This window comes from Geobacillus sp. G4 (genome assembly GCF_040327975.1).
GTDB lineage: Bacteria > Bacillota > Bacilli > Bacillales > Anoxybacillaceae > Geobacillus > Geobacillus thermoleovorans.
Genome location: NZ_JBEPJY010000008.1, coordinates 34,032 through 55,780, shown reverse-complemented (window position 1 = coordinate 55,780; position 21,749 = coordinate 34,032). Strand labels below are relative to the sequence as shown.

Here is a 21,749-nt window from a genome sequence, read left to right as displayed (position 1 = left end):
GGGAACAGAAGATGGATGTGAAAACAATCATGGTCGTCGGCGCCGGACAGATGGGGTCAGGAATCGCTCAAGTGTGCGCCGTCGCTGGCTATCAAGTGTTTTTGTACGACATTAGCGAAGCGCAGTTGGACAAAGGAATCGCCAACATCGAAAAAGGGCTCGCCCGCCAAGTGGAAAAAGGGAAAATGACAGCGGTGGACAAAGACGCAGCGCTCGCGCGGCTTGCCCGCTCGACCGACTTGCATGCCGCCGCTGAAGCGGATCTTGTCATTGAAGCGGTCGTCGAAAACATGGACGTGAAAACAAAGCTGTTCGCCGAGCTCGATGCGCTCGCCCGCCCGGAGACGATTTTAGCGTCGAACACGTCGTCGCTGCCGATTACGGAAATTGCCGCCGCGACGAAACGGCCAGAGAAAGTGATCGGCATGCACTTTATGAACCCGGTGCCGGTGATGAAGCTCGTCGAAATTATCCGCGGATTGGCGACGGCTGATGACGTGTATGAAACGATCGAAGCCGTTGCCCGCAAGCTCGGCAAAGTGCCGGTCGAAGTGAACGACTTTCCGGGCTTTATTTCGAACCGCGTTCTCATGCCGATGATCAACGAAGCGATTTACGCCTTGTACGAAGGGGTGGCGACCAAAGAAGCCATCGATGAAGTGATGAAGCTCGGCATGAACCATCCGATGGGTCCGCTGACGCTCGCTGATTTTATCGGGCTCGATACGTGCTTATACATTATGGAAACGCTTCATGAGGGGTTCGGCGATGACAAATACCGCCCATGCCCGCTCTTGCGCAAATATGTGAAAGCCGGATGGCTCGGCCGCAAGACGGGCCGCGGATTTTACACGTATGAATAAACCGCTTGGCGTCGCTCCAGGACAACGCCGAAGCGTGCCGCAATGTGCGTGGGGCGGCGCCCGCTATGCTGTCTGCCGACCGTAACGCCGCACGTTAGGTGCATGCGGGAACGCTGTTTTACAGCCTATAAGGCAAATCTATAGAATCGTTCAGTTGCCTGCTGGCTGCCCCATGGAGCGGAGGAGCGCCTGAAAACACCATTGTGTCAGCGACATCGGAAGGAGGCCATTTCATGGAATTTCGCTTCACCGAAGAGCAGGAAATGATGCGGCAAATGGTGCGCGAGTTCGCCGCGGCGGAGATCGCCCCATTTGTCGAGCGCATGGAACAAGGGGAGTTTCCGCGCCCGATTTTAGCGAAAATGGCCGAACTCGGCCTAATGGGCATCACTGTCCCGGAGCAATATGGCGGCGCGGGTATGGACTTTGTTTCGTACATCATCGCCATTCATGAAATTTCTAAAGTGAGCCCGACCGTCGGTGTCATCTTATCAGTGCACACGTCGGTCGGCACGAATCCGATCTTGTATTTCGGCACCGAAGAACAGAAACAAAAATACGTGACAAAGCTCGCCCGAGGTGAGTACTTGGGGGCGTTTTGCCTTACTGAACCGAGCGCCGGCTCGGATGCGAAAAGCTTGAAGACGAAAGCGGTGCGCCGTGGAGATCGTTATGTGCTAAACGGCTCAAAAATATTCATCACCAACGGCGGGGAGGCAGATACGTACATCGTCTTCGCCCGCACGAATCCGGAAGAAGCCGGAAGCCGCGGCATTTCCGCGTTCATTGTGGAAAAAGGGACGCCAGGGATGTCGATTGGCAAAGATGAGAAGAAGATGGGGCTGCACGGGTCGCGGACGGTGACCATTACGTTTGAAGACGCCGAAGTGCCGGCGGAAAACTTGCTCGGTCAGGAAGGGGCAGGATTTAAAATCGCGATGGCCAACCTTGACGTCGGTCGGATTGGCATCGCCGCCCAAGCGCTCGGCATCGCGGAGGCGGCAGTCGAACATGCCGTCGCCTACGCGAAAGAGCGGGTGCAGTTTGGCAAACCGATCATTGAGCAGCAAGGCGTCGCTTTCAAGCTTGCCGATATGGCGACGGCGGCGGAAGCGGCGAAATGGCTCGTCTATCGCGCCGCTTGGCTGCGCGCGCAAGGGCTGCCGTGCGGAAAAGAGGCGTCGATGGCGAAGCTCTTCGCTTCACAAACAGCGATGGACAATGCCATCGAGGCGGTGCAAATTTTCGGCGGCAACGGCTACACGAAAGACTACCCGGTCGAGCGGCTGTTCCGTGACGCGAAAATTACGCAAATTTACGAAGGAACGAGCGAAATTCAGCGCATCGTCATCAGCAAACATTTGTAACCAGGCATGTTGATGAACCAATCCAAACCAGATGAGAAGGCTCTGTTCCTAGCTTTTCTGCCGTAGTCGGCAAGCCGTTCGCTTGCCGACTGGGCATGCGACAGCATGCCCTCCTCGAACAATGAACGTTTTGCGGGCAAATGGCATTTGCCCGTCGGCGTTCTTGTTCGAGGGAAGAGGCAGAAAAGCTTGTGTTCAGTCAGCTCATGATTGGCAACCGAATGAAATGGTGGAATGAGCCGCAAACCGTCGGGTCTTCGGAAGGCTGAACAACGCCGCTTTCAGGGATGGAGGCATAAACACGGGGCTCTGTCATTTGCTGCGTTTTGTTGTGCAGCCGGAGCGATCCTATTCTCTTTTCCCAACAACGATTCGTTGTCTGTCTTTGGAAAACCCGGAATGGGCGGCGAACTGGATGGCAACGTCGCGGCACAACGATTCGTTGTCTGTTTTTGGAAAACGGTGATCACGCTGGCACGGGGGACGAGGATTTCGGATATATAGGAAAACGGGGGAATGAAACGATGAACTTTCGATTGAGCGAAGAACATGAAATGCTGCGAAAAATGGTGCGCGAATTTGCCGAAAATGAGGTAGCGCCGACTGCCGCTGAGCGCGACGAAGAAGAGCGGTTTGACCGCGGCATTTTCAACAAAATGGCTGAACTCGGTTTAACAGGCATTCCGTGGCCGGAAGAATACGGCGGCATTGGCAGCGATTATTTGGCCTATGTCATTGCCGTTGAGGAGCTGTCGCGCGTCTGCGCCTCGACCGGGGTGACGCTTTCCGCGCATATATCGCTCGCCAGCTGGCCGATTTACAAGTTCGGCAACGAAGAACAAAAGCAAAAGTATTTGCGCGCCTTAGCGACTGGGGAAAAACTGGGGGCATACGCTCTGTCCGAGCCGGGGGCGGGGTCGGATGTCGCCTCGATGAAAACGCGTGCGGTAAAAGACGGGGACCACTACATTTTAAACGGCTCGAAAGTATGGATCACCAACGGCGGCGAAGCGGAAATTTACGTCGTATTTGCCGTCACCGATCCGGAAAAGCGGCATAAAGGGATCAGCGCCTTTATCGTGGAAAAAGGAACGCCGGGCTTTTCGTTCGGCAAAAAGGAAAAGAAACTCGGCATTCGTTCGTCGCCGACGACGGAGCTCATTTTTGAAGACTGCCGCATTCCGAAAGAAAACTTGCTCGGTCAAGAAGGAGAAGGGTTTAAAATCGCCATGATGACGCTCGATGGCGGCCGCAACGGCATCGCCGCCCAAGCGGTCGGCATTGCCCAGGGCGCGCTGGATGCGGCGGTGGACTATGCGAAACAGCGCGTCCAGTTCGGCAAACCGATCATCGAGCAGCAAGGGGTCGCTTTCAAGCTCGCTGACATGGCGACGGCCATTGAAGCGGCGCGGCTCTTGACCTATCAAGCGGCATGGTTGGAGTCGAATGGCTTGCCGTACGGCAAAGCATCCGCCATGGCGAAACTGTTTGCCGGCGACACGGCGATGAAAGTGACGGTCGAGGCGGTGCAAATTTTCGGCGGCAACGGCTACACGAAGGACTACCCGGTCGAGCGGTTTATGCGCGACGCGAAGATTACGCAAATTTACGAAGGAACGCAAGAAATCCAACGCCTTGTCATTTCGCGCATGTTGACACGCAATTAAACATTGCGTGTCCACTCATTCGTGTTGACACACAATTAAACACTGCGCGTCCACTCATTCGTGTTGACACACAATTAAACACTGCGCGTCCACTCATTCGTGTTGGCGCGCGATTGAAACATTGTGCGTCATTTCAATGGTTTTGGATCTGAACGGCGGCTTGGCGCTTTGGGGAAGGGCGCACGGATAGGCATGGGGCGGGGCGGCGCCCCGCCGTCAAATGGGAATGGGGGAGAGACAACGAACATGAAAAAACGGGAAGTGATTGCATCGGTCAAAGACGAAAAGCTCGTGAAAAAACGGCGCAATGAGATGATCAAAGGCGCGATTTCCTTGTTTAAACAAAAAGGTTTCCACCAAACGACGACAAGGGAGATCGCCAAAGCGTCCGGCTTCAGCATCGGCACGTTGTACGAGTACATCCGCAAGAAAGAAGACGTCCTCTATCTCGTGTGCGGCCGCATTTACGACGAAGTGCGGGAGCGGACGGAACAAGACCTCGGTGCCCACCATGGCACGATCGAAGGGTTAAGGCGCGCCATTGCCCACTATTTCCGCGTTGTTGATGAACTCGATGATGAAGTGCTCGTCATGTATCAAGAAGTGAAAGCGCTAAGCAAAGAATCGCTGCCGTATGTGTTGAATAAAGAACTCGATATGGCGGCGATTTTCGAACATATTTTGCGCGCATGCGTTGAGAGCGGGGCGTTGCAGCTTTCTGAAAGCGAAATCCGCCTGTTCGCCCACAACATCGTCGTTCTTGGGCAAATGTGGGCGTTCCGCCGTTGGGTGCTGCGGAAAATGTATACACTCGATGAATATATCGAACTGCAAACCGAGTTTTTATTAAAGGGGATTATGGAGAAACAGCGAGTCTAAAAGGGGGAGAAGAAACGATGGCGCACATTTACCGTCCGAAGCATCACGTCCGCTTTGTGACTGCATCGAGCTTGTTTGACGGCCATGACGCCTCAATCAACATTATGCGCCGCATTTTGCAGGCGAGCGGCGCCGAGGTCATCCATTTAGGCCATAACCGATCGGTGGAGGAAATCGTCAATGCCGCCATTCAGGAAGATGTGCAAGGCATTGCCGTCTCCTCGTATCAAGGCGGGCATATGGAATTTTTTAAATATATGTACGACCTGCTCCAAGAGCGGGGGGCGTCCCATATCCGCATTTACGGCGGCGGGGGCGGCGTCATCATCCCGCGGGAAATCAAAGAGCTGCACGAATATGGCATCGCCCGCATTTTCTCGCCGGAAGACGGCCGACGCCTCGGCTTGCAAGGGATGATCAACGTCATGCTTGAAGAGTGCGATTTTCCGACCGTGACGGTGGTGACCGATGAACTGGAGCGGCTTCCGTCCGGCGATGTGCAGGCGATCGCCCGGCTCATCACGCTGTGCGAATATCGCGCCGAGGGGGAAAACAGAGAGGCGGCCGCGGCGGCGGAAGCCGCCATTGAACAAGTGAAGGCGCTCGAGAAGCGCGTGCCGGTGCTCGGCATCACCGGCACAGGCGGAGCTGGGAAAAGCTCGCTCACCGATGAGCTCGTCCGCCGCTTTTTAAACGAAATTCCTGATATCAAAATCGCGATCTTGTCAGTCGACCCGACGAAGCAAAAAACGGGCGGGGCGCTGTTGGGCGACCGCATCCGGATGAACTCGATCAACTCGCCGCGCGTTTACATGAGAAGCTTGGCGACGCGCCATTCCCGCACGGAACTGTCGCCGGCGATTCGCGACGCCATTTCGGTTGTCAAAGCGGCCGGATTTGATCTTGTCATCATTGAAACGAGCGGGATCGGCCAAGGCGACGCCGCCATTACCGAAGTGTGCGACGTGTCGATGTACGTCATGACAAGCGAGTTCGGCGCGCCGACGCAGCTTGAGAAAATCGACATGATCGATTATGCCGATTTGATTGTCATTAATAAATTCGAGCGCAAAGGGTCAGAAGACGCAAAACGGCAAGTGCAAAAACAATATCAGCGCAGCCACCAGCTGTTTGACCGCGATGTTTCGGAAATGCCGGTGTACGGCACGATCGCCAGCCAGTTTAACGACCCAGGCACGAATACGCTCTTTGTCGCGCTTGTGGATACGATCAATAAAAAAGCAGGAACGAATTGGAAAACAAGCTTAAAAACGGTCGCCAATGTCGAAAAGCATAATGTCATCATCCCGAACGAGCGCCGCTACTATTTGCGTGAAATCGCGGAAACGGTCCGCTCGTACCACCGCCGCGCCGAGCAGCAAGTCGAAGTGGCAAGACGCCTGTTCCAAATTGAAGGGGCCATCGAAGCGGCGAAGGAACGGGGCGAAGCGGAAGACGTGATCCGCGCGCTCGAGACGCTCAAAGCGGATTATGAGGCGAAATTGACGCCGGAATCGAAGCGCATTTTGGCGACATGGGAAGAAACGAAAGCGAAATATGCGGCAAAACAATTTGTCACGAAAGTGCGAGACAAAGAAATTGTCACCGAACTGACGACGAAAACGTTGTCCGGTTTGGACATTCCGAAAGTCGTCTTGCCGAAATTCAAAGACTACGGAGAGATTTTGCGCTGGGTGTATAAAGAAAATGTCCCTGGCTCGTTCCCGTATACGGCCGGCGTCTTTCCGTTCAAGCGCCAAGGCGAAGACCCGAAACGGCAGTTTGCCGGCGAAGGGACGCCGGAGCGCACGAACCGCCGCTTCCATTACTTGTGCAAAGAAGACAAGGCGAAGCGGCTCAGCACCGCGTTCGACTCCGTGACGCTCTATGGCGAAGACCCGGACTACCGGCCGGACATTTTCGGCAAAGTCGGGGAAAGCGGTGTCAGCGTCTGTACACTTGATGATATGAAAAAGCTGTACAAAGGGTTTGACTTGTGCGACCCGCTCACATCCGTGTCGATGACGATCAACGGTCCGGCTCCGATTTTGCTGGCGATGTTTATGAATACGGCGATTGACCAGCAAGTCGAGAAAAAGGAAGCCGAGCTTGGCCGCCCGCTCACGCTGGAAGAGTACGAACAAGTGAAGGAATGGACGCTGCAAACGGTGCGCGGCACGGTTCAAGCCGATATTTTGAAGGAAGACCAAGGGCAAAACACGTGCATTTTCTCGACCGATTTCGCCTTAAAAATGATGGGCGACATTCAAGAGTATTTCATCAAGCACCGCGTCCGCAACTACTACTCGGTGTCGATCTCCGGCTACCATATCGCCGAGGCGGGGGCGAACCCGATCACGCAGCTGGCGTTTACGCTTGCGAACGGCTTTACGTATGTCGAGTATTACTTGAGTCGCGGCATGCACATTGACGATTTTGCGCCGAACTTGTCGTTTTTCTTCAGCAACGGCCTCGATCCGGAGTATTCGGTCATCGGCCGCGTCGCCCGTCGCATTTGGGCGATCGTCATGCGCGAAAAATACGGCGCCAACGAACGGAGCCAGAAACTGAAATACCATATCCAAACGTCCGGCCGTTCATTGCACGCGCAGGAGATCGATTTCAACGACATCCGCACGACGCTGCAGGCGCTTCTGGCGATTTATGACAACTGCAACTCGCTGCATACGAATGCCTATGACGAAGCGATCACGACACCGACCGAAGAGTCGGTCCGTCGGGCGATGGCGATCCAACTCATTATCACGAAAGAGTTTGGCCTGACCAAAAACGAAAACCCGCTCCAAGGGTCGTTCATCATTGAAGAGCTGACCGATTTGGTTGAAGAAGCGGTGTTGCAAGAGTTTGAACGGCTCAACGACCGCGGCGGCGTGCTCGGGGCAATGGAGATGCAATACCAGCGCGGCAAAATTCAAGACGAATCACTTTACTATGAAACGAAAAAACATACCGGCGAACTGCCGATCATCGGCGTCAACACGTTCTTGAACCCGAATCCGCCGTCAGAGGACGAACTGAACAACATCCAGCTCGCCCGGGCGACGTACGAAGAAAAAGAGACGCAAATCCGCAACTTGCGCGAATTCCAAGAGCGGAACAAAGACAAAGCCGGCCCGGCGCTCGAACGGCTGAAGCAAGTGGCGACAAGCGGCGGCAACATTTTCGAAGAATTGATGGAAACGGTGAAAGTCGCCAGCCTTGGACAAATCACCCGCGCCTTGTACGAAGTCGGCGGACAATACCGGCGGAATATGTAATTCGAGGGAGTTTCGTTGTTTTCTGCTTTCGATGGGCGCCCTTGATCACAATGGACAACGGCCCGTTGAACTTTAGCAGATCGGTAGAATGATGGGCAGCGGCTGTTGGCGTACTGGCCCGCCGGAGGTGAAACGAACGGAACGCGGATTGGGCCAAAAGAGCAAGACGAATGGGCTTCGTAAGGAAAAAGTGGAGCGGTGTGAACAAAGGTGATTGTGACAACGGATATGTCGGAATCGGAAGGAGGGCCGCCCTCGCCGCAGGGCTGCCCTCCTTTGCTTTTTTCGGCAAATGGGTAGCATAAACCCCGACAATTTGTTTATAATGAATGGTATGTATTCCACTTGCATTCATTTGTTTCATTAATATAGAAGGGGAGTGCTGAACTTGAGCCTGCAGCAGCAATACTCGCCGGAGGAATTGCAGGAGATGTCGTTCGTCGAGCTGGCGAACCTCATTTTGCTTGACAAGCGGGAGGCGCTGCCGTTTGATCAACTCGTTCGTGAAGCAGCAGCGCTGGCCGGCATATCGGAAGAAGAGATGGAGGCGCGGCTGGCCCAATATTACACCGATTTAAACATCGACGGCCGGTTTATTTGCGTTGGGGAAAACGTCTGGGGATTGCGCGCATGGTATCCGTTTGACCAGACAGAAGACGAAACGGTGACGATCGTCAAGCCGAAGAAGAAGAAAAAAGCGCTTGACGATGAATACGATGAATACGATGAGTTGCTTGAAGATGAAGATCTCGATTACGACGATTTGGATGAATATGATGGGGAAGAGCTCGAGCTTGATGAAGACGAGCTCTTGGAAGATGAAGAATTCGATCTGGACGAAGACGTCGCGTTTGACGATGACATTCTCGGCGATGAAGAGTTTGAGCTGGACGATGCGCCGCTTGATGAAGAGCTTGATCTCGAAGAGCCGGACGAAGACGAATAACCGCTTGACTTTGCCAGGGGAACCCGGTACAATGTGTGTTGGGCTCTTGAAAACGAACAAATCGATCGCTCCCTTACGTACGGTAAGCGGAGCGTTTTTTATTTGCGCCTTTCGCAAACACTGAAACTGTTACCGCAATTTCGGCAAGGGGGAAGACAAAATGACGAAATACATTTTTGTGACGGGCGGCGTTGTTTCCTCACTCGGGAAAGGGATTACGGCGGCTTCGCTTGGACGTTTGTTGAAAAACCGCGGGTTGAACGTGACGATCCAAAAGTTTGACCCGTACATTAACGTCGACCCAGGGACGATGAGCCCGTATCAGCACGGCGAGGTGTTCGTCACTGACGACGGTGCAGAGACGGATTTGGATTTAGGGCATTATGAACGGTTCATCGATATTAATTTAAACAAATACAGCAACGTGACGACAGGAAAAATTTATTCCGCCGTCATCCGCAAAGAGCGCCGCGGCGATTACCTAGGCGGCACGGTGCAAGTCATTCCGCACATTACCAACGAAATTAAAGAGCGCGTCTTCCGGGCCGGAAGAGAGACGAACGCCGATGTCGTCATTACGGAGATCGGCGGCACGGTCGGCGATATTGAATCGCTTCCGTTTTTAGAAGCGATCCGCCAAATCAAAAGCGATGTTGGACGCGAAAACGTCATGTACATCCACTGCACGCTCGTGCCGTACATCAAGGCGGCTGGGGAAATGAAAACGAAGCCGACGCAGCACAGCGTGAAAGAATTGCGCAGCCTCGGCATTCAGCCGAACGTCATCGTCGTGCGCACGGAAATGCCGATGCCGCAGGAAATGAAAGAGAAAATCGCCCTCTTTTGCGACATCGATCCGAAAGCGGTCATCGAGGCGCGCGATGCCGACACGCTGTATGCGGTCCCGCTTATGCTTCAAGAACAAAAACTGGACCAAATCGTGTGCGAACATTTGCGCCTCAACTGCCGCGAAGCGGATATGACCGAATGGAAGGCGCTCGTCGAGAAAGTGCGCAACTTATCGAAAACGACGAAAATCGCTTTGGTTGGCAAATACGTCGAGCTTCCGGACGCCTATATTTCTGTTGTTGAGGCGCTCCGTCATGCGGGGTATGCGTTTGACACCGACATTGATATTCAGTGGATCAATGCTGAGCATGTGACGCGTGACAATGTAGCCGACCTGTTGAAAGATGCGGACGGCATTTTGGTTCCGGGCGGGTTCGGCGACCGCGGGGTCGAAGGGAAGATTGAGGCGATCCGCTACGCCCGCGAGCAGCGCGTGCCGTTTTTGGGCATTTGCTTAGGAATGCAGCTCGCCTCGATTGAATTTGCTCGCCATGTTGTCGGGTTGTCCGGCGCCCATTCGTCCGAGTTTGACCCGAACACGCCGCATCCGATCATCGACTTGCTTCCGGAGCAGAAGGATGTCGAAGATTTAGGCGGCACGCTCCGCCTCGGCTTGTATCCGTGCAAGCTGCAGGAAGGGACGCTTGCCTACGCCGCCTACGGCGATGAAGTCATTTACGAGCGCCATCGCCATCGGTACGAATTCAACAACCAATACCGGCCGATCATGGAAGAGCACGGCTTCGTCTTTTCCGGCACGAGTCCGGACGGACGGTTGGTTGAAGTGATCGAACTCAAGGATCATCCGTGGTTCGTCGCCGCGCAATTCCATCCGGAATTCACCTCGCGCCCGACGCGGCCGCAGCCGCTGTTCCGCGAGTTTGTCAGAGCGTCGCTGAAAGAGTGACGAAAAAGGGGCTGTCCCAAAAAAAGCCGTAGAACGGCCTTTTGGGTTCAGCCCCCTTTCTTTTTTGGATATTTTTCATCTTGTCAAGCACGATGCCCATTGATCAGGCGCCGTTTTTTGGGCGGTTTCTATACCTCTTTGCCTTTGGCCGGTCGGAGAGCGCTCGCTTTCATGGCGGCTGTTATTCATATTCCGCCAAAATTTCATCGAGCAAAACGCGCAGTCCGTAGTAGATGAATGAAGCGGTGATGATCGTCGGCATGCCGATGCGGCGGCCGTCTTCGGTCGGCACGAGCGGGCGGGAAAGTTTGCTGTCGATAAAGACGGTGGCCATATCGGCCAGTCCGGGTTCATCCTTGACGAGCGCCGCGACGGCCACTGCATCAACGCCGTGCGCCTGCAGCTGTTCGACGAGGCGAATGGCCTCAGGATCGGCGGAAAAGCGGGCAAATAGAAGCGCTCGGTCCGTTTCCTGCCAGTCATCGGTTGCTGTCGGCTCAAGCCGTTTGGCTTTCGGCAGCGGATCGGGGCCAAGAAGCGCGGCGGTGACGACCGCATCGAGTTCACCTATGCCATACAGCCAAATGCGTCCATCACCGATGGCGGCCTGAGCGAGCAGACGCGCCCCGTCTTCGAGCGCCAGCTCTTCATCCGCGGCGATTTTTTGCAACAATCCGATCGTTTGCGTCGTTAAAATTTTCACGGTTCGGCCTCCCTTCGCCGCTATTATACAAAATCGGCAAACAACAAGAAAAGCAAGCAGGAAATGGGTTTGCCAAATGCGAAACATTAATAGGGAGAAAACAGGGAATAGAGGTGCATAACTGTGGGAAACAAAATTTTGATTGTCGACGACCAGTATGGCATCCGCATTTTGCTCAACGAAGTGTTTCAGCGGGAGGGGTATGTAACGTATCAGGCCGCCAACGGCATGCAGGCGCTCGAAATCGCCCGCAAACATCACCCCGATCTTGTGCTTCTTGATATGAAAATTCCTGGCATGGACGGCATTGAAATTTTAAAACGGTTGAAAGAGATTGATCCGGATATTAAGGTGATCATCATGACCGCCTACGGGGAGCTCGATATGATTCAAGAAACGAAAGAGCTCGGGGCGCTGATGCATTTTGCCAAGCCGTTTGATATTGACGATTTGCGCGTTGCCGTCAAAAAATACATTACCGCCTAGACAGCGCCATCGACGAGCGGCTTTCCTTTGGCAAAGAAAGCGCATCGGTGGACATTGATGACGCTGTCGTCTTTAGGAGAATAAAGGGTGGAAATGTTGCCGTTTTGCCGGCAAGTTGGTATGCTTATAACGTAGATGGATTTTGCGCCTGTGGACCCAGTCACCGCCAGGGCGACAAAGACGACGATCAGCTAAGGAGGATGGAACCATGCCGTTAGTATCGATGAAAGAGATGCTCAACGAGGCGCTGCGCGGCAAATACGCGGTCGGTCAATTTAACATTAACAACTTGGAATGGACACAAGCCATTTTAGCGGCGGCCGAAGAGGAAAAATCGCCGGTCATTCTCGGCGTCTCCGAAGGGGCGGCCCGCTATATGAGCGGATTCAAAACGGTCGTCAATATGGTCAAAGGGTTAATGGAAGACATGAACATCACCGTTCCGGTCGCCATCCATCTCGACCATGGATCGAGCTTTGAAAAATGCAAAGCGGCGATTGACGCCGGGTTCACCTCGGTTATGATTGACGCCTCCCACCATCCATTTGAAGAAAACGTCCGCATCACCTCGCAAGTCGTTGAATATGCTCATGCGCGCGGCGTTTCGGTCGAAGCGGAGCTCGGCATCGTCGGCGGGCAGGAAGACGACGTCGTCGGAGAAGGGATCATTTACGCCGACCCGAAAGAGTGCGAAGAGCTTGTCAAACGGACAGGCGTCGACTGTCTCGCCCCGGCGCTCGGTTCTGTGCACGGCCCGTACAAAGGAGAGCCGAAGCTCGGATTTGCCGAAATGGAGCAAATCCGCGATTTAACCGGCGTTCCGCTTGTGCTCCACGGCGGCACCGGCATTCCGACCGAACAAATTCAACGCGCGATCTCCCTTGGCACATCGAAAATCAACGTCAATACCGAAAACCAAATGGCGTTTACCAAAGTCGTCCGCGAACTGCTCGCGAAAGACCCGAACGTCTATGATCCGCGCAAAATCATCGGCCCGGGCCGCGACGCCATCAAAGCGACGGTCATCGGCAAAATGCGCGAGTTTGGCTCGTCCGGAAAAGCAGCGCGATGAATCGGCTTCGCGGGCGGCGTTTGGCCGCCGCGCGGCTGCCTTTGCATGTGCAACGAATAACAAGGAGGGTTCAGCATGAAATTTTTTATCGACACTGCCAACTTGGAAGAAATCAAACACGCCCATGAACTCGGCATTTTGGCCGGCGTCACGACCAACCCAAGCCTCGTGGCGAAGGAGAACGTATCGTTCCATGATCGGTTGCGCGAAATTACATCGATCGTTTCTGGTTCGGTGAGCGCTGAAGTCATTTCGACCGACGCCGCTGGCATGATCGCGGAAGGCGAAGAGCTGGCGAAAATCGCCCCGAACATTACGATCAAAGTGCCGATGACGCCGGAAGGCTTAAAAGCAGTCAAGGCGTTCAGCGAAAAAGGGATTCAAACGAATGTGACGCTTGTGTTCACCGCCAACCAGGCGCTCTTGGCCGCACGCGCCGGCGCGACGTACGTCTCTCCGTTCCTCGGCCGCCTCGATGACATCGGCCATAACGGTTTAGAGCTCATTTCCACCATCGCTGAGATTTTCAACATTCATGGCATTGAAACGGAAATCATCGCCGCTTCGATCCGCCATCCGCACCATGTGACAGAAGCGGCGTTGCGCGGGGCGCATATTGCCACGGTTCCGTACAAGGTGCTTATGCAATTGTTCAACCATCCGCTGACCGATCAAGGAATTGAGAAGTTTCTCGCCGACTGGAATCGGCAAAAATGAAAGTAAGCCGTTTGCCTCTTGGGTGAAGCGGGCTCGCTCTGCCGCGTTCAGGCCGGACGTGATGAGCCCGCCCGGCTTTGCTTTTTCGTCCCAGGGGTGAAGCCAACTTCCGAGCAAAGAAGGGAGACGACGATGGATAAAATGAAAATTATCGGCGGAGATCGGCTGCGGGGAACGATCAAAGTGAGCGGTGCGAAAAACAGCGCGGTCGCTTTGATTCCTGCAACGATTTTGGCCGATTCGCCGGTGACGATCGAGGGGTTGCCGGACATTTCCGACGTGCACATTTTAGGAAGCTTGATCGAAGAAATCGGCGGCTCGTTTTCGTTTGACGGCAAAGAGGCGGTCATCGACCCAACGAATATGGTGTCCATGCCGCTTCCAAATGGGAAGGTGAAAAAGCTGCGCGCCTCCTACTATTTGATGGGGGCGATGCTTGGCCGCTTCAAAAGAGCGGTTGTCGGCTTGCCGGGCGGATGTCATCTCGGTCCGCGCCCGATTGACCAGCATATCAAAGGGTTTGAGGCGCTGGGAGCCACCGTAACGAACGAGCAGGGCGCCATTTACTTGCGCGCGGAGGAACTGCGCGGAGCCCGCATTTTTTTGGACGTCGTCAGCGTCGGCGCGACGATCAACATCATGCTGGCGGCGGTGCGCGCCAAAGGGCGGACGATTATCGAAAATGCGGCGAAAGAGCCGGAAATCATTGATGTGGCGACGCTGCTCTCCAACATGGGCGCGAAAATCAAAGGAGCCGGCACCGATGTGATCCGCATTGACGGCGTCGAAAAATTATCGGGCTGCCGCCATGCCATCATCCCGGATCGGATCGAAGCCGGGACGTACATGATCGCCGCCGCGGCCACCAATGGCGAAGTCGTCGTCGACAACGTCATCCCGCAGCACGTTGAATCGCTGACGGCCAAATTGCGCGAAATGGGGGTGCGCGTGGAGACGGGGGAAGATCAAATTCTCGTCTGCGGCACCGACGTTTTGAAAGCGGTTGACGTCAAGACGCTCGTCTATCCGGGCTTCCCAACTGATCTGCAGCAGCCGTTTACCGCGCTGCTGACAAAAGCCAACGGCACAAGCGTCGTCACCGACACGATTTACAGCGCCCGCTTCAAGCATGTCGATGAATTGCGGCGCATGAACGCCAATGTAAAAGTCGAAGGCCGCTCAGCCATCGTCACCGGCCCCGTCAAACTGCAAGGGGCGAAAGTGAAGGCGAGCGATTTGCGCGCCGGGGCGGCGCTTGTCATTGCCGGGCTGATGGCTGAAGGAGTGACGGAGATCACCGGCGTCGAGCATATCGACCGCGGCTACAGCAACCTCGTCGAAAAACTGTCTGACATCGGCGCCACCATTTGGCGCGAAAAAATGACCGATGAAGAAATCGAGCAAGTGAAAAACGCGTAACGTCCAGTCGACAAAGGGGAAGGGGAGAACGACGATGGAACGAAGCTTATCGATGGAACTCGTGCGCGTCACCGAAGCGGCGGCGCTTGCCGCCGCCCGCTGGATGGGGCGCGGGAAAAAGAATGAGGCTGATGACGCCGCGACGTCGGCGATGCGCGACGTGTTTGACACCGTGCCGATGAAAGGCACCGTCGTCATCGGCGAAGGGGAAATGGACGAAGCGCCGATGCTGTATATCGGGGAAAAGCTCGGCAACGGCTATGGCCCACGCGTCGATGTCGCTGTCGACCCGCTTGAAGGGACGAACATCGTCGCTTCCGGGGGATGGAACGCCTTGGCTGTCGTCGCTGTCGCTGACCACGGTCATCTGCTTCACGCGCCGGACATGTACATGGAGAAAATCGCCGTCGGGCCGGAAGCGGTCGGGATGATTGACATTGAGGCGCCGATCATCGACAATTTAAAGGCGGTGGCGAAGGCGAAAAACAAAGATATTGAAGACGTCGTCGCGGTTGTTCTCAACCGTCCGCGCCATGAGCGTCTCATTCATGAGCTGCGTGAAGCCGGCGCCCGCATTAAGCTCATCAATGACGGCGATGTCGCCGCCGCCATTAACACGGCGTTTGACCATACCGGCGTTGACATTTTGTTCGGCTCGGGCGGCGCGCCGGAAGGAGTGCTCGCGGCGGTCGCGTTGAAATGCCTTGGCGGCGAACTGCAAGGGAAGTTGCTGCCGCAAAACGACGATGAAGTCGAGCGGTGCAAACAAATGGGCATTGACGTCAACAAAGTGCTGCGCATGGACGATTTGGTGAAAGGAGACGACGCGATTTTTGCCGCCACCGGCGTCACCGACGGCGAGCTGTTGCGCGGCGTGCGGCTGAAAGGGGCGTACGGCCTCACCCACTCCGTCGTCATGCGGGCCAAGTCCGGCACGGTCCGCTTCATCGAAGGGCGGCACAGTTTGAAGAAAAAACCGAACTTAGTCATCAAATGATATCCTACCATCCGGCCGGGCGCCGGAGCCGCGCCTGGCTCGGAAAAACAAAAAAATATTGATTAAAAAGAAGAAAAAAGGGTAAAATAGTCGTGTTGCTTATGCAAAAATAAGCTCTGCCATTCTACTTCTTTATTTCATTTCAGCCTTCATCATCTTCGAAATGAATCCCTTCGCCTGTCGAATTGATGACCAATACGTCCGAACACGAACGATGGGAGAATAGGAAAATTTGCAAAGTGTGGTGTCAAGATGGAATTAACGTTAGCAGCACTAGAAAACATGAAATTGAAGGAGCTGTATGAGCTCGCCAAGCAATACAAAATTTCATACTACAGCAAGTTGACGAAAAAGGAGCTTATTTTTGCGATTTTGAAAGCGCGTGCCGAACAAGACGGCCTCTTTTTCATGGAAGGCATCCTCGAAATCATTCCGTCGGAAGGATTCGGCTTTTTGCGCCCGATCAACTATTCCCCGAGCTCGGAAGACATTTACATTTCCGCTTCCCAAATCCGCCGTTTTGATTTGCGCAACGGGGATAAAGTATCCGGCAAAGTGCGGCCGCCGAAAGAAAATGAACGCTACTTCGGCTTGCTTCATGTCGAAGCGGTCAACGGCGAAGACCCGGAAGTCGCCAAGGAGCGCGTTCACTTTCCAGCGTTGACGCCGCTTTACCCGAATCGGCAAATGAAGCTGGAGACAACGCCGGACAAGCTGTCGACCCGCATCATCGACTTGATCGCTCCCGTCGGCTTTGGCCAGCGCGGGTTGATCGTCGCGCCGCCGAAAGCTGGCAAGACGATGCTGCTGAAGGAAATTGCCAACAGCATCACCACAAACCACCCGGATGTCGAGTTGATCGTCTTGCTCATTGACGAACGGCCGGAAGAAGTGACCGACATCGAGCGGTCGGTGCAAGGCGATGTCGTCAGCTCGACGTTTGATGAGGTGCCGGAAAACCATATTAAAGTGGCCGAGCTTGTCTTAGAACGGGCGATGCGATTAGTTGAGCATAAGCGTGACGTCGTCATTTTAATGGACAGCATCACCCGCCTCGCCCGGGCGTACAACTTGGTCATTCCGCCGAGCGGACGCACGCTCTCAGGAGGGATCGACCCAGCGGCGTTTCATCGCCCGAAGCGGTTTTTCGGCGCGGCGCGCAACATCGAAGAAGGCGGCAGCTTGACGATTTTGGCGACCGCCCTCATTGACACCGGGTCGCGCATGGATGACGTCATTTACGAGGAATTTAAAGGCACCGGTAACATGGAGCTCCATCTTGACCGCTCGCTCGCCGAGCGCCGCATTTTTCCGGCGATTGACATTCGCCGCTCGGGAACACGCAAAGAGGAGCTGCTCATCCCGAAAGAACATTTGGAAAAGCTGTGGGCGATCCGCAAAACGATGGCCGATTCGCCCGACTTTATCGAGCGGTTTTTGAACAAATTGCGCCGGACGAAGTCAAACGAAGAGTTTTTCGCCTTGCTCGATCAGGAGTGGAAACAGGGCGGCCCGCCCCGTCTGTAGGCAGTTGGCGGAATTTGCCGCGAATCGCCCGTTGCAAACTGACAGAAAAGCTGTTATAATCTTAACATGTGTGTTTTGGCTATCGCCTTTTGGTTTGTGCGATCCGTGATTTGCACCGGCTGGGTTCGCTTTATCGGAGCCTCGGCCGTTCCATGCGCCGCGCCTTGCCAAACGGGCGGGCGCGCATAAGCATGAAGCGTTCCATGCTACGAATCACTCTGTTTCGATAAGATACAGGGCGGAAGGAGATGAAAACGATGAAACAAGGCATCCATCCAGAGTACAAAAAAGTCATCGTCCGTTGCGCATGCGGCAACCAATTCGAAAGCGGTTCGGTCAAAGACGAGCTGCGCGTGGAGATTTGCTCGGAATGCCATCCGTTCTTCACGGGCAAACAAAAATTTGTTACGGCAGCGGGCCGCGTGGATAAATTCAATAAAAAATACGGCCTTAAGTAACAAGGACGTGACGAAAGCAGGCAAGCGAAACTTGCCTGCTTTTTCGTGAGAGCAGATGGAAGGCCGGTTGCTTATCAAGCTGATCCCGCTGATCGTTGCGATGGCAGACGGCAAGGAGCGGCCGATGGTTTGAGGACAGTGTTGTGTGAAAGGAGAGGCCCCGATGTACGTGATGACGCAGTCCGGCTGGCTTGAGCTCATTTGTGGATGCATGTTTTCCGGCAAATCAGAAGAATTGATTCGCCGCGTCCGCCGCGCTCAGTTTGCCAAGCAGGAAGTGAAAGTGTTCAAACCGACGATCGACAATCGTTATAGCGAAGACGCAGTCGTGTCGCACAACGGCAATTCGGTGATCGCCATTCCGGTCGCGACGCCGGCGGAAATGTTCCGCTACATTTCCGCCGCCACCGACGTCGTCGCCATCGATGAAATACAGTTTTTTTCCGACGACATCATCGATGTGGTGCAAACGCTCGCTGATTGCGGCTACCGCGTCATCGCCGCGGGGCTCGACCAAGATTTTCGCGGCGAACCGTTTGGCCCCGTGCCGGCGCTGATGGCGATCGCTGAGTCGGTGACGAAGCTGCAGGCGGTTTGCACGGTATGCGGTTCCCCGGCCAGCCGGACGCAGCGGCTCATTAACGGTGCGCCCGCCTCTTATGACGATCCGGTGATTCTCGTCGGCGCCAGCGAGGCGTACGAGCCTCGCTGCCGCCATCACCATGAAGTGCCTGGCAAACCGAAAAAGCGATACAACCACCCGCTTGCTGGACATACGGGTGAGTGATGGTGAGGCGGTCACTGATGTTGTTTGGCCGCTTTCATCGGCCAAGTGGCGAAGCGCAGCCATCGTTGATGGAAACGGTGCATATTCGTATGTTTCGCCGACCGAGAAGGGCGGAAGCGGCGCCATCATTCTCGCCCGTCTCGTGCGTCCATTCGCTATGGGAGGAAAAAGCGTTTGGCATGCGGCTCGTTCATCATTGATCGTTCGCTTGACTAGGCTGCCCCTTTTGTTCGTTCGCCGCAAAATAGACGAATGATGGCAGAAAGATTTATGGCTTGCCGTGTATCATTGACGGGCGATCATGGACATCCTAACAGCTAAGGAGGCGAAAAAGGATGAGACGCATCTGGCTGTTAGGAATGATCTTCCTGCTTTCGGCCTGTTCGCTCGCTCCGGATCATCCGTCCTACCGCCAGCAAAGCGAGGACAAAAACGGCGCGCGGCTGATGACGGACGGGCGGCCGAAGATCGACGCTGACAGAGACTTGTACAACAACTTCGACGATCCGGAAAACGTGCGGCAAAACCCGAATTTTATCAGCTTGACCGAAGGAAGCGAAAACCAGCGCGCCGATACGCGCAAGGCAGCACAACTCATCGAGCGGTACACCGATTACCACGCCGACTCCATCTGGTTTCACGGCGGCAATATGTATGTGACCGTTGATGCACCGGAAGAGCTGTCTGACGAGGAGCGGCAGCGCGAGGCGCAACGCATTGACAAGTTGCTGACAAAAGCGATCCCGACATACGAGATCATCGTGCGCGTCAACTGAGAGCTCCCGCTTGCCAAAAGCGGGGGTTTTTGTTTGGCTTCATTTCATGCTATAATCTAAAATTAGACTGTGTGGGAAAAACAGAGGTGAATGATGTGTTTGATCGGTTGGAAGCTGTGGAGCAACGGTATGAAAAGCTCAATGAACTGTTGATGGACCCCGACGTCATCAACGATCCGAAAAAGCTGCGCGATTATTCGAAAGAGCAGGCGGATTTGGAAGAAACGGTGCAAACGTACCGCGAATACAAATCGGTTCGCGAGCAGCTGGCCGAAGCGAAAGCGATGCTCGAAGAAAAGCTGGAGCCGGAGCTGCGCGAGATGGTGAAAGAGGAAATCGGCGAGCTGGAAGAACGGGAAGAGGCGCTCGTTGAAAAGCTGAAAGTGTTGCTTTTGCCGAAAGATCCGAACGATGAGAAAAACGTCATTATGGAAATCCGCGCGGCCGCCGGCGGCGAAGAGGCGGCGCTGTTTGCCGGCGACTTGTACCGGATGTATACGCGCTATGCGGAATCGCAAGGGTGGAAGACGGAAGTGATCGAAGCGAGCCCGACCGGCCTCGGCGGCTATAAAGAAATCATTTTTATGATCAACGGCAAAGGGGCGTATTCAAAGCTGAAGTTTGAAAACGGCGCGCACCGCGTCCAGCGCGTCCCGGAAACGGAGTCAGGCGGGCGCATCCATACGTCGACGGCGACGGTCGCCTGCCTGCCGGAGATGGAAGAAATCGAAGTCGAAATCAATGAAAAAGACATTCGCGTCGACACGTTCGCCTCAAGCGGACCGGGTGGGCAAAGCGTCAACACGACGATGTCGGCCGTGCGCCTCACCCATATTCCGACCGGCATTGTCGTCACGTGCCAAGACGAAAAATCGCAAATCAAAAACAAAGAAAAAGCGATGAAAGTATTGCGCGCCCGCATTTACGACAAATACCAGCAAGAAGCGCGCGCTGAATACGACCAAACGCGCAAGCAAGCTGTCGGCACCGGCGATCGTTCTGAACGCATTCGCACGTACAACTTCCCGCAAAACCGCGTCACCGACCACCGCATCGGACTGACGATCCAAAAGCTCGATCAAGTGCTCGATGGGCATTTGGATGAAATCATCGAGGCGCTCATTTTGGACGACCAAGCGAAAAAATTGGAGCAAGCGAACGATGCGTCGTAACGTACATGAAGTCCTCGCCTGGGCTTCTTCTTTTTTGCGCGCCCACGGAAAAGAGGAGCGGGCGGCGGAGTGGCTATTGTGCCACCATTTGCGCACCGATCGGGTCGGGCTGTTCGCCCGTTGGCGCGAGCCGGTCGACGAAGCGGTATATGAACGATTTGCGGCCGATGTGCGCCGCCATGCGGTGGACCATGTGCCGATTCAATATTTGATCGGCTATGAATCGTTTTACGGCCGGTTGTTTCTTGTCAATCGCCATGTGTTAATCCCGCGCCCGGAAACGGAAGAACTGGTGCTTGGCGTCCTAAAGCGGGTGCCGCGTCTATTTGCTGGTCGGAAGCGGATCGATGTCGTTGACGTCGGCACTGGCAGCGGGGCGATCGCCGTGACATTGGCGCTGGAGAACAAAGCGTTGTCGGTGACCGCAACCGATATTTCCGAAGCGGCGCTCGCGGTCGCCCGTGAAAACGCCCGGCGGCTCGGGGCGAACGTTTCATTTTTGTGCGGCGATTTGCTGCAGCCGATCATGGCCATGGGGTGGACGGTCGATGTCGTCGTTTCCAATCCGCCGTACATTCCAGAGACGGACGCCGCTATGCTTTCCCCGGTCGTCAAAAACTATGAGCCGCACACGGCGCTCTTTGGCGGCCGCGATGGGCTCGATTTTTACCGCCGCTTCGCCCGCGAGCTGCCGCTTGTGCTCGGCGCGCCGGCGCTTGCCGCTTTTGAAGTCGGCGCCGGGCAAGGGGAAGCAGTGGCGGCGCTCTTGGCCGCAGCGTTTCCAGAAGCCGAAGTGGAAGTCGATTTTGACCTCAACGGCAAAGACCGGATGGTGTACATGACGCGGCCGAAAAACGGGAAAAAGTGTTAGATTGATAG

At 54.9% G+C, this 21,749-nt stretch carries 20 protein-coding genes; 19 read left to right on the top strand and 1 reads right to left on the bottom strand.

The features are described from left to right. The first annotated feature begins 11 nt into the window (after window positions 1-11). From ABS784_RS11240 to ABS784_RS11210, 7 genes are all read left to right on the top strand, one after another. Window positions 12-863: a 3-hydroxybutyryl-CoA dehydrogenase gene (locus ABS784_RS11240; RefSeq protein ID WP_011232862.1), complete on the top strand. Its 852-nt coding sequence runs from the start codon at window positions 12-14 to the stop codon at window positions 861-863. Between the two features lie 233 nt (window positions 864-1,096). Next, window positions 1,097-2,230, top strand: a complete 1,134-nt coding sequence (locus ABS784_RS11235) for an acyl-CoA dehydrogenase (protein ID WP_352512526.1) — start codon at window positions 1,097-1,099, stop codon at window positions 2,228-2,230. Between the two features lie 524 nt (window positions 2,231-2,754). Beyond that, complete coding sequence (locus ABS784_RS11230; protein ID WP_011232860.1) at window positions 2,755-3,897, top strand: acyl-CoA dehydrogenase; 1,143 nt, start codon at window positions 2,755-2,757, stop codon at window positions 3,895-3,897. Between the two features lie 246 nt (window positions 3,898-4,143). Beyond that, complete coding sequence (locus ABS784_RS11225) at window positions 4,144-4,776, top strand: TetR/AcrR family transcriptional regulator (RefSeq protein WP_352512524.1); 633 nt, start codon at window positions 4,144-4,146, stop codon at window positions 4,774-4,776. Window positions 4,777-4,793: 17 nt separating this feature from the next. Then, complete coding sequence (icmF, locus tag ABS784_RS11220; RefSeq protein WP_352512522.1) at window positions 4,794-8,054, top strand: fused isobutyryl-CoA mutase/GTPase IcmF; 3,261 nt, start codon at window positions 4,794-4,796, stop codon at window positions 8,052-8,054. A 388-nt stretch (window positions 8,055-8,442) separates the two neighbouring features. Further along, window positions 8,443-9,000 carry a DNA-directed RNA polymerase subunit delta gene (rpoE, locus tag ABS784_RS11215; RefSeq protein ID WP_011232857.1) on the top strand — a complete coding sequence of 186 codons (558 nt, stop codon included), beginning with the start codon at window positions 8,443-8,445 and terminating at the stop codon, window positions 8,998-9,000. A gap of 160 nt (window positions 9,001-9,160) precedes the next feature. Continuing rightward, the gene (locus ABS784_RS11210; protein WP_011232856.1) at window positions 9,161-10,756 is read left to right on the top strand and encodes a CTP synthase; all 1,596 of its coding nucleotides are present in this window, start codon (window positions 9,161-9,163) and stop codon (window positions 10,754-10,756) included. 181 nt (window positions 10,757-10,937) lie between these two features. Here the strand turns inward: ABS784_RS11210 and ABS784_RS11205 are convergent, their stop codons facing one another. Next, window positions 10,938-11,459 carry a DUF2529 domain-containing protein gene (locus ABS784_RS11205; protein ID WP_011232855.1) on the bottom strand — a complete coding sequence of 174 codons (522 nt, stop codon included), beginning with the start codon at window positions 11,457-11,459 and terminating at the stop codon, window positions 10,938-10,940. Window positions 11,460-11,582: 123 nt separating this feature from the next. Here ABS784_RS11205 and ABS784_RS11200 point away from each other — a divergent pair, with 123 nt between their 5' ends. From ABS784_RS11200 to prmC, 12 genes are all read left to right on the top strand, one after another. Next, window positions 11,583-11,945, top strand: coding sequence for a response regulator (locus ABS784_RS11200; protein ID WP_013146624.1), 363 nt, complete (start codon window positions 11,583-11,585; stop codon window positions 11,943-11,945). A gap of 208 nt (window positions 11,946-12,153) precedes the next feature. After that, window positions 12,154-13,017, top strand: coding sequence for a class II fructose-bisphosphate aldolase (locus ABS784_RS11195; protein WP_011232853.1), 864 nt, complete (start codon window positions 12,154-12,156; stop codon window positions 13,015-13,017). Window positions 13,018-13,092: 75 nt separating this feature from the next. Continuing rightward, window positions 13,093-13,734, top strand: a complete 642-nt coding sequence (gene fsa / locus ABS784_RS11190) for a fructose-6-phosphate aldolase (protein ID WP_011232852.1) — start codon at window positions 13,093-13,095, stop codon at window positions 13,732-13,734. Window positions 13,735-13,866: 132 nt separating this feature from the next. Continuing rightward, entirely contained in the window at window positions 13,867-15,153 is a 1,287-nt protein-coding gene (locus ABS784_RS11185) for a UDP-N-acetylglucosamine 1-carboxyvinyltransferase (RefSeq protein ID WP_023633292.1), read from the top strand. A gap of 34 nt (window positions 15,154-15,187) precedes the next feature. After that, window positions 15,188-16,150 (top strand): class II fructose-bisphosphatase, encoded by a 963-nt coding sequence (gene glpX / locus ABS784_RS11180; RefSeq protein WP_011232850.1) that lies wholly within the window; start codon window positions 15,188-15,190, stop codon window positions 16,148-16,150. Between the two features lie 252 nt (window positions 16,151-16,402). After that, window positions 16,403-17,677: a transcription termination factor Rho gene (rho, locus tag ABS784_RS11175; RefSeq protein WP_011232849.1), complete on the top strand. Its 1,275-nt coding sequence runs from the start codon at window positions 16,403-16,405 to the stop codon at window positions 17,675-17,677. A gap of 257 nt (window positions 17,678-17,934) precedes the next feature. After that, a complete protein-coding gene (rpmE, locus tag ABS784_RS11170; protein ID WP_352512517.1) occupies window positions 17,935-18,135 on the top strand; it encodes a 50S ribosomal protein L31 in 201 nt (66 codons plus the stop codon). Window positions 18,136-18,298: 163 nt separating this feature from the next. Continuing rightward, window positions 18,299-18,922: a thymidine kinase gene (locus tag ABS784_RS11165; protein ID WP_011232847.1), complete on the top strand. Its 624-nt coding sequence runs from the start codon at window positions 18,299-18,301 to the stop codon at window positions 18,920-18,922. 17 nt (window positions 18,923-18,939) lie between these two features. Continuing rightward, window positions 18,940-19,122, top strand: a complete 183-nt coding sequence (locus ABS784_RS11160; protein WP_014196961.1) for a hypothetical protein — start codon at window positions 18,940-18,942, stop codon at window positions 19,120-19,122. Between the two features lie 135 nt (window positions 19,123-19,257). Beyond that, complete coding sequence (locus tag ABS784_RS11155; protein WP_011232846.1) at window positions 19,258-19,698, top strand: hypothetical protein; 441 nt, start codon at window positions 19,258-19,260, stop codon at window positions 19,696-19,698. Window positions 19,699-19,793: 95 nt separating this feature from the next. Then, the gene (gene prfA, locus ABS784_RS11150) at window positions 19,794-20,870 is read left to right on the top strand and encodes a peptide chain release factor 1 (RefSeq protein ID WP_011232845.1); all 1,077 of its coding nucleotides are present in this window, start codon (window positions 19,794-19,796) and stop codon (window positions 20,868-20,870) included. Beyond that, window positions 20,860-21,741, top strand: a complete 882-nt coding sequence (gene prmC / locus ABS784_RS11145; protein WP_352512514.1) for a peptide chain release factor N(5)-glutamine methyltransferase — start codon at window positions 20,860-20,862, stop codon at window positions 21,739-21,741. The genes prfA and prmC overlap by 11 nt, the downstream gene beginning before the upstream one ends. Window positions 21,742-21,749 lie beyond the last annotated feature (8 nt).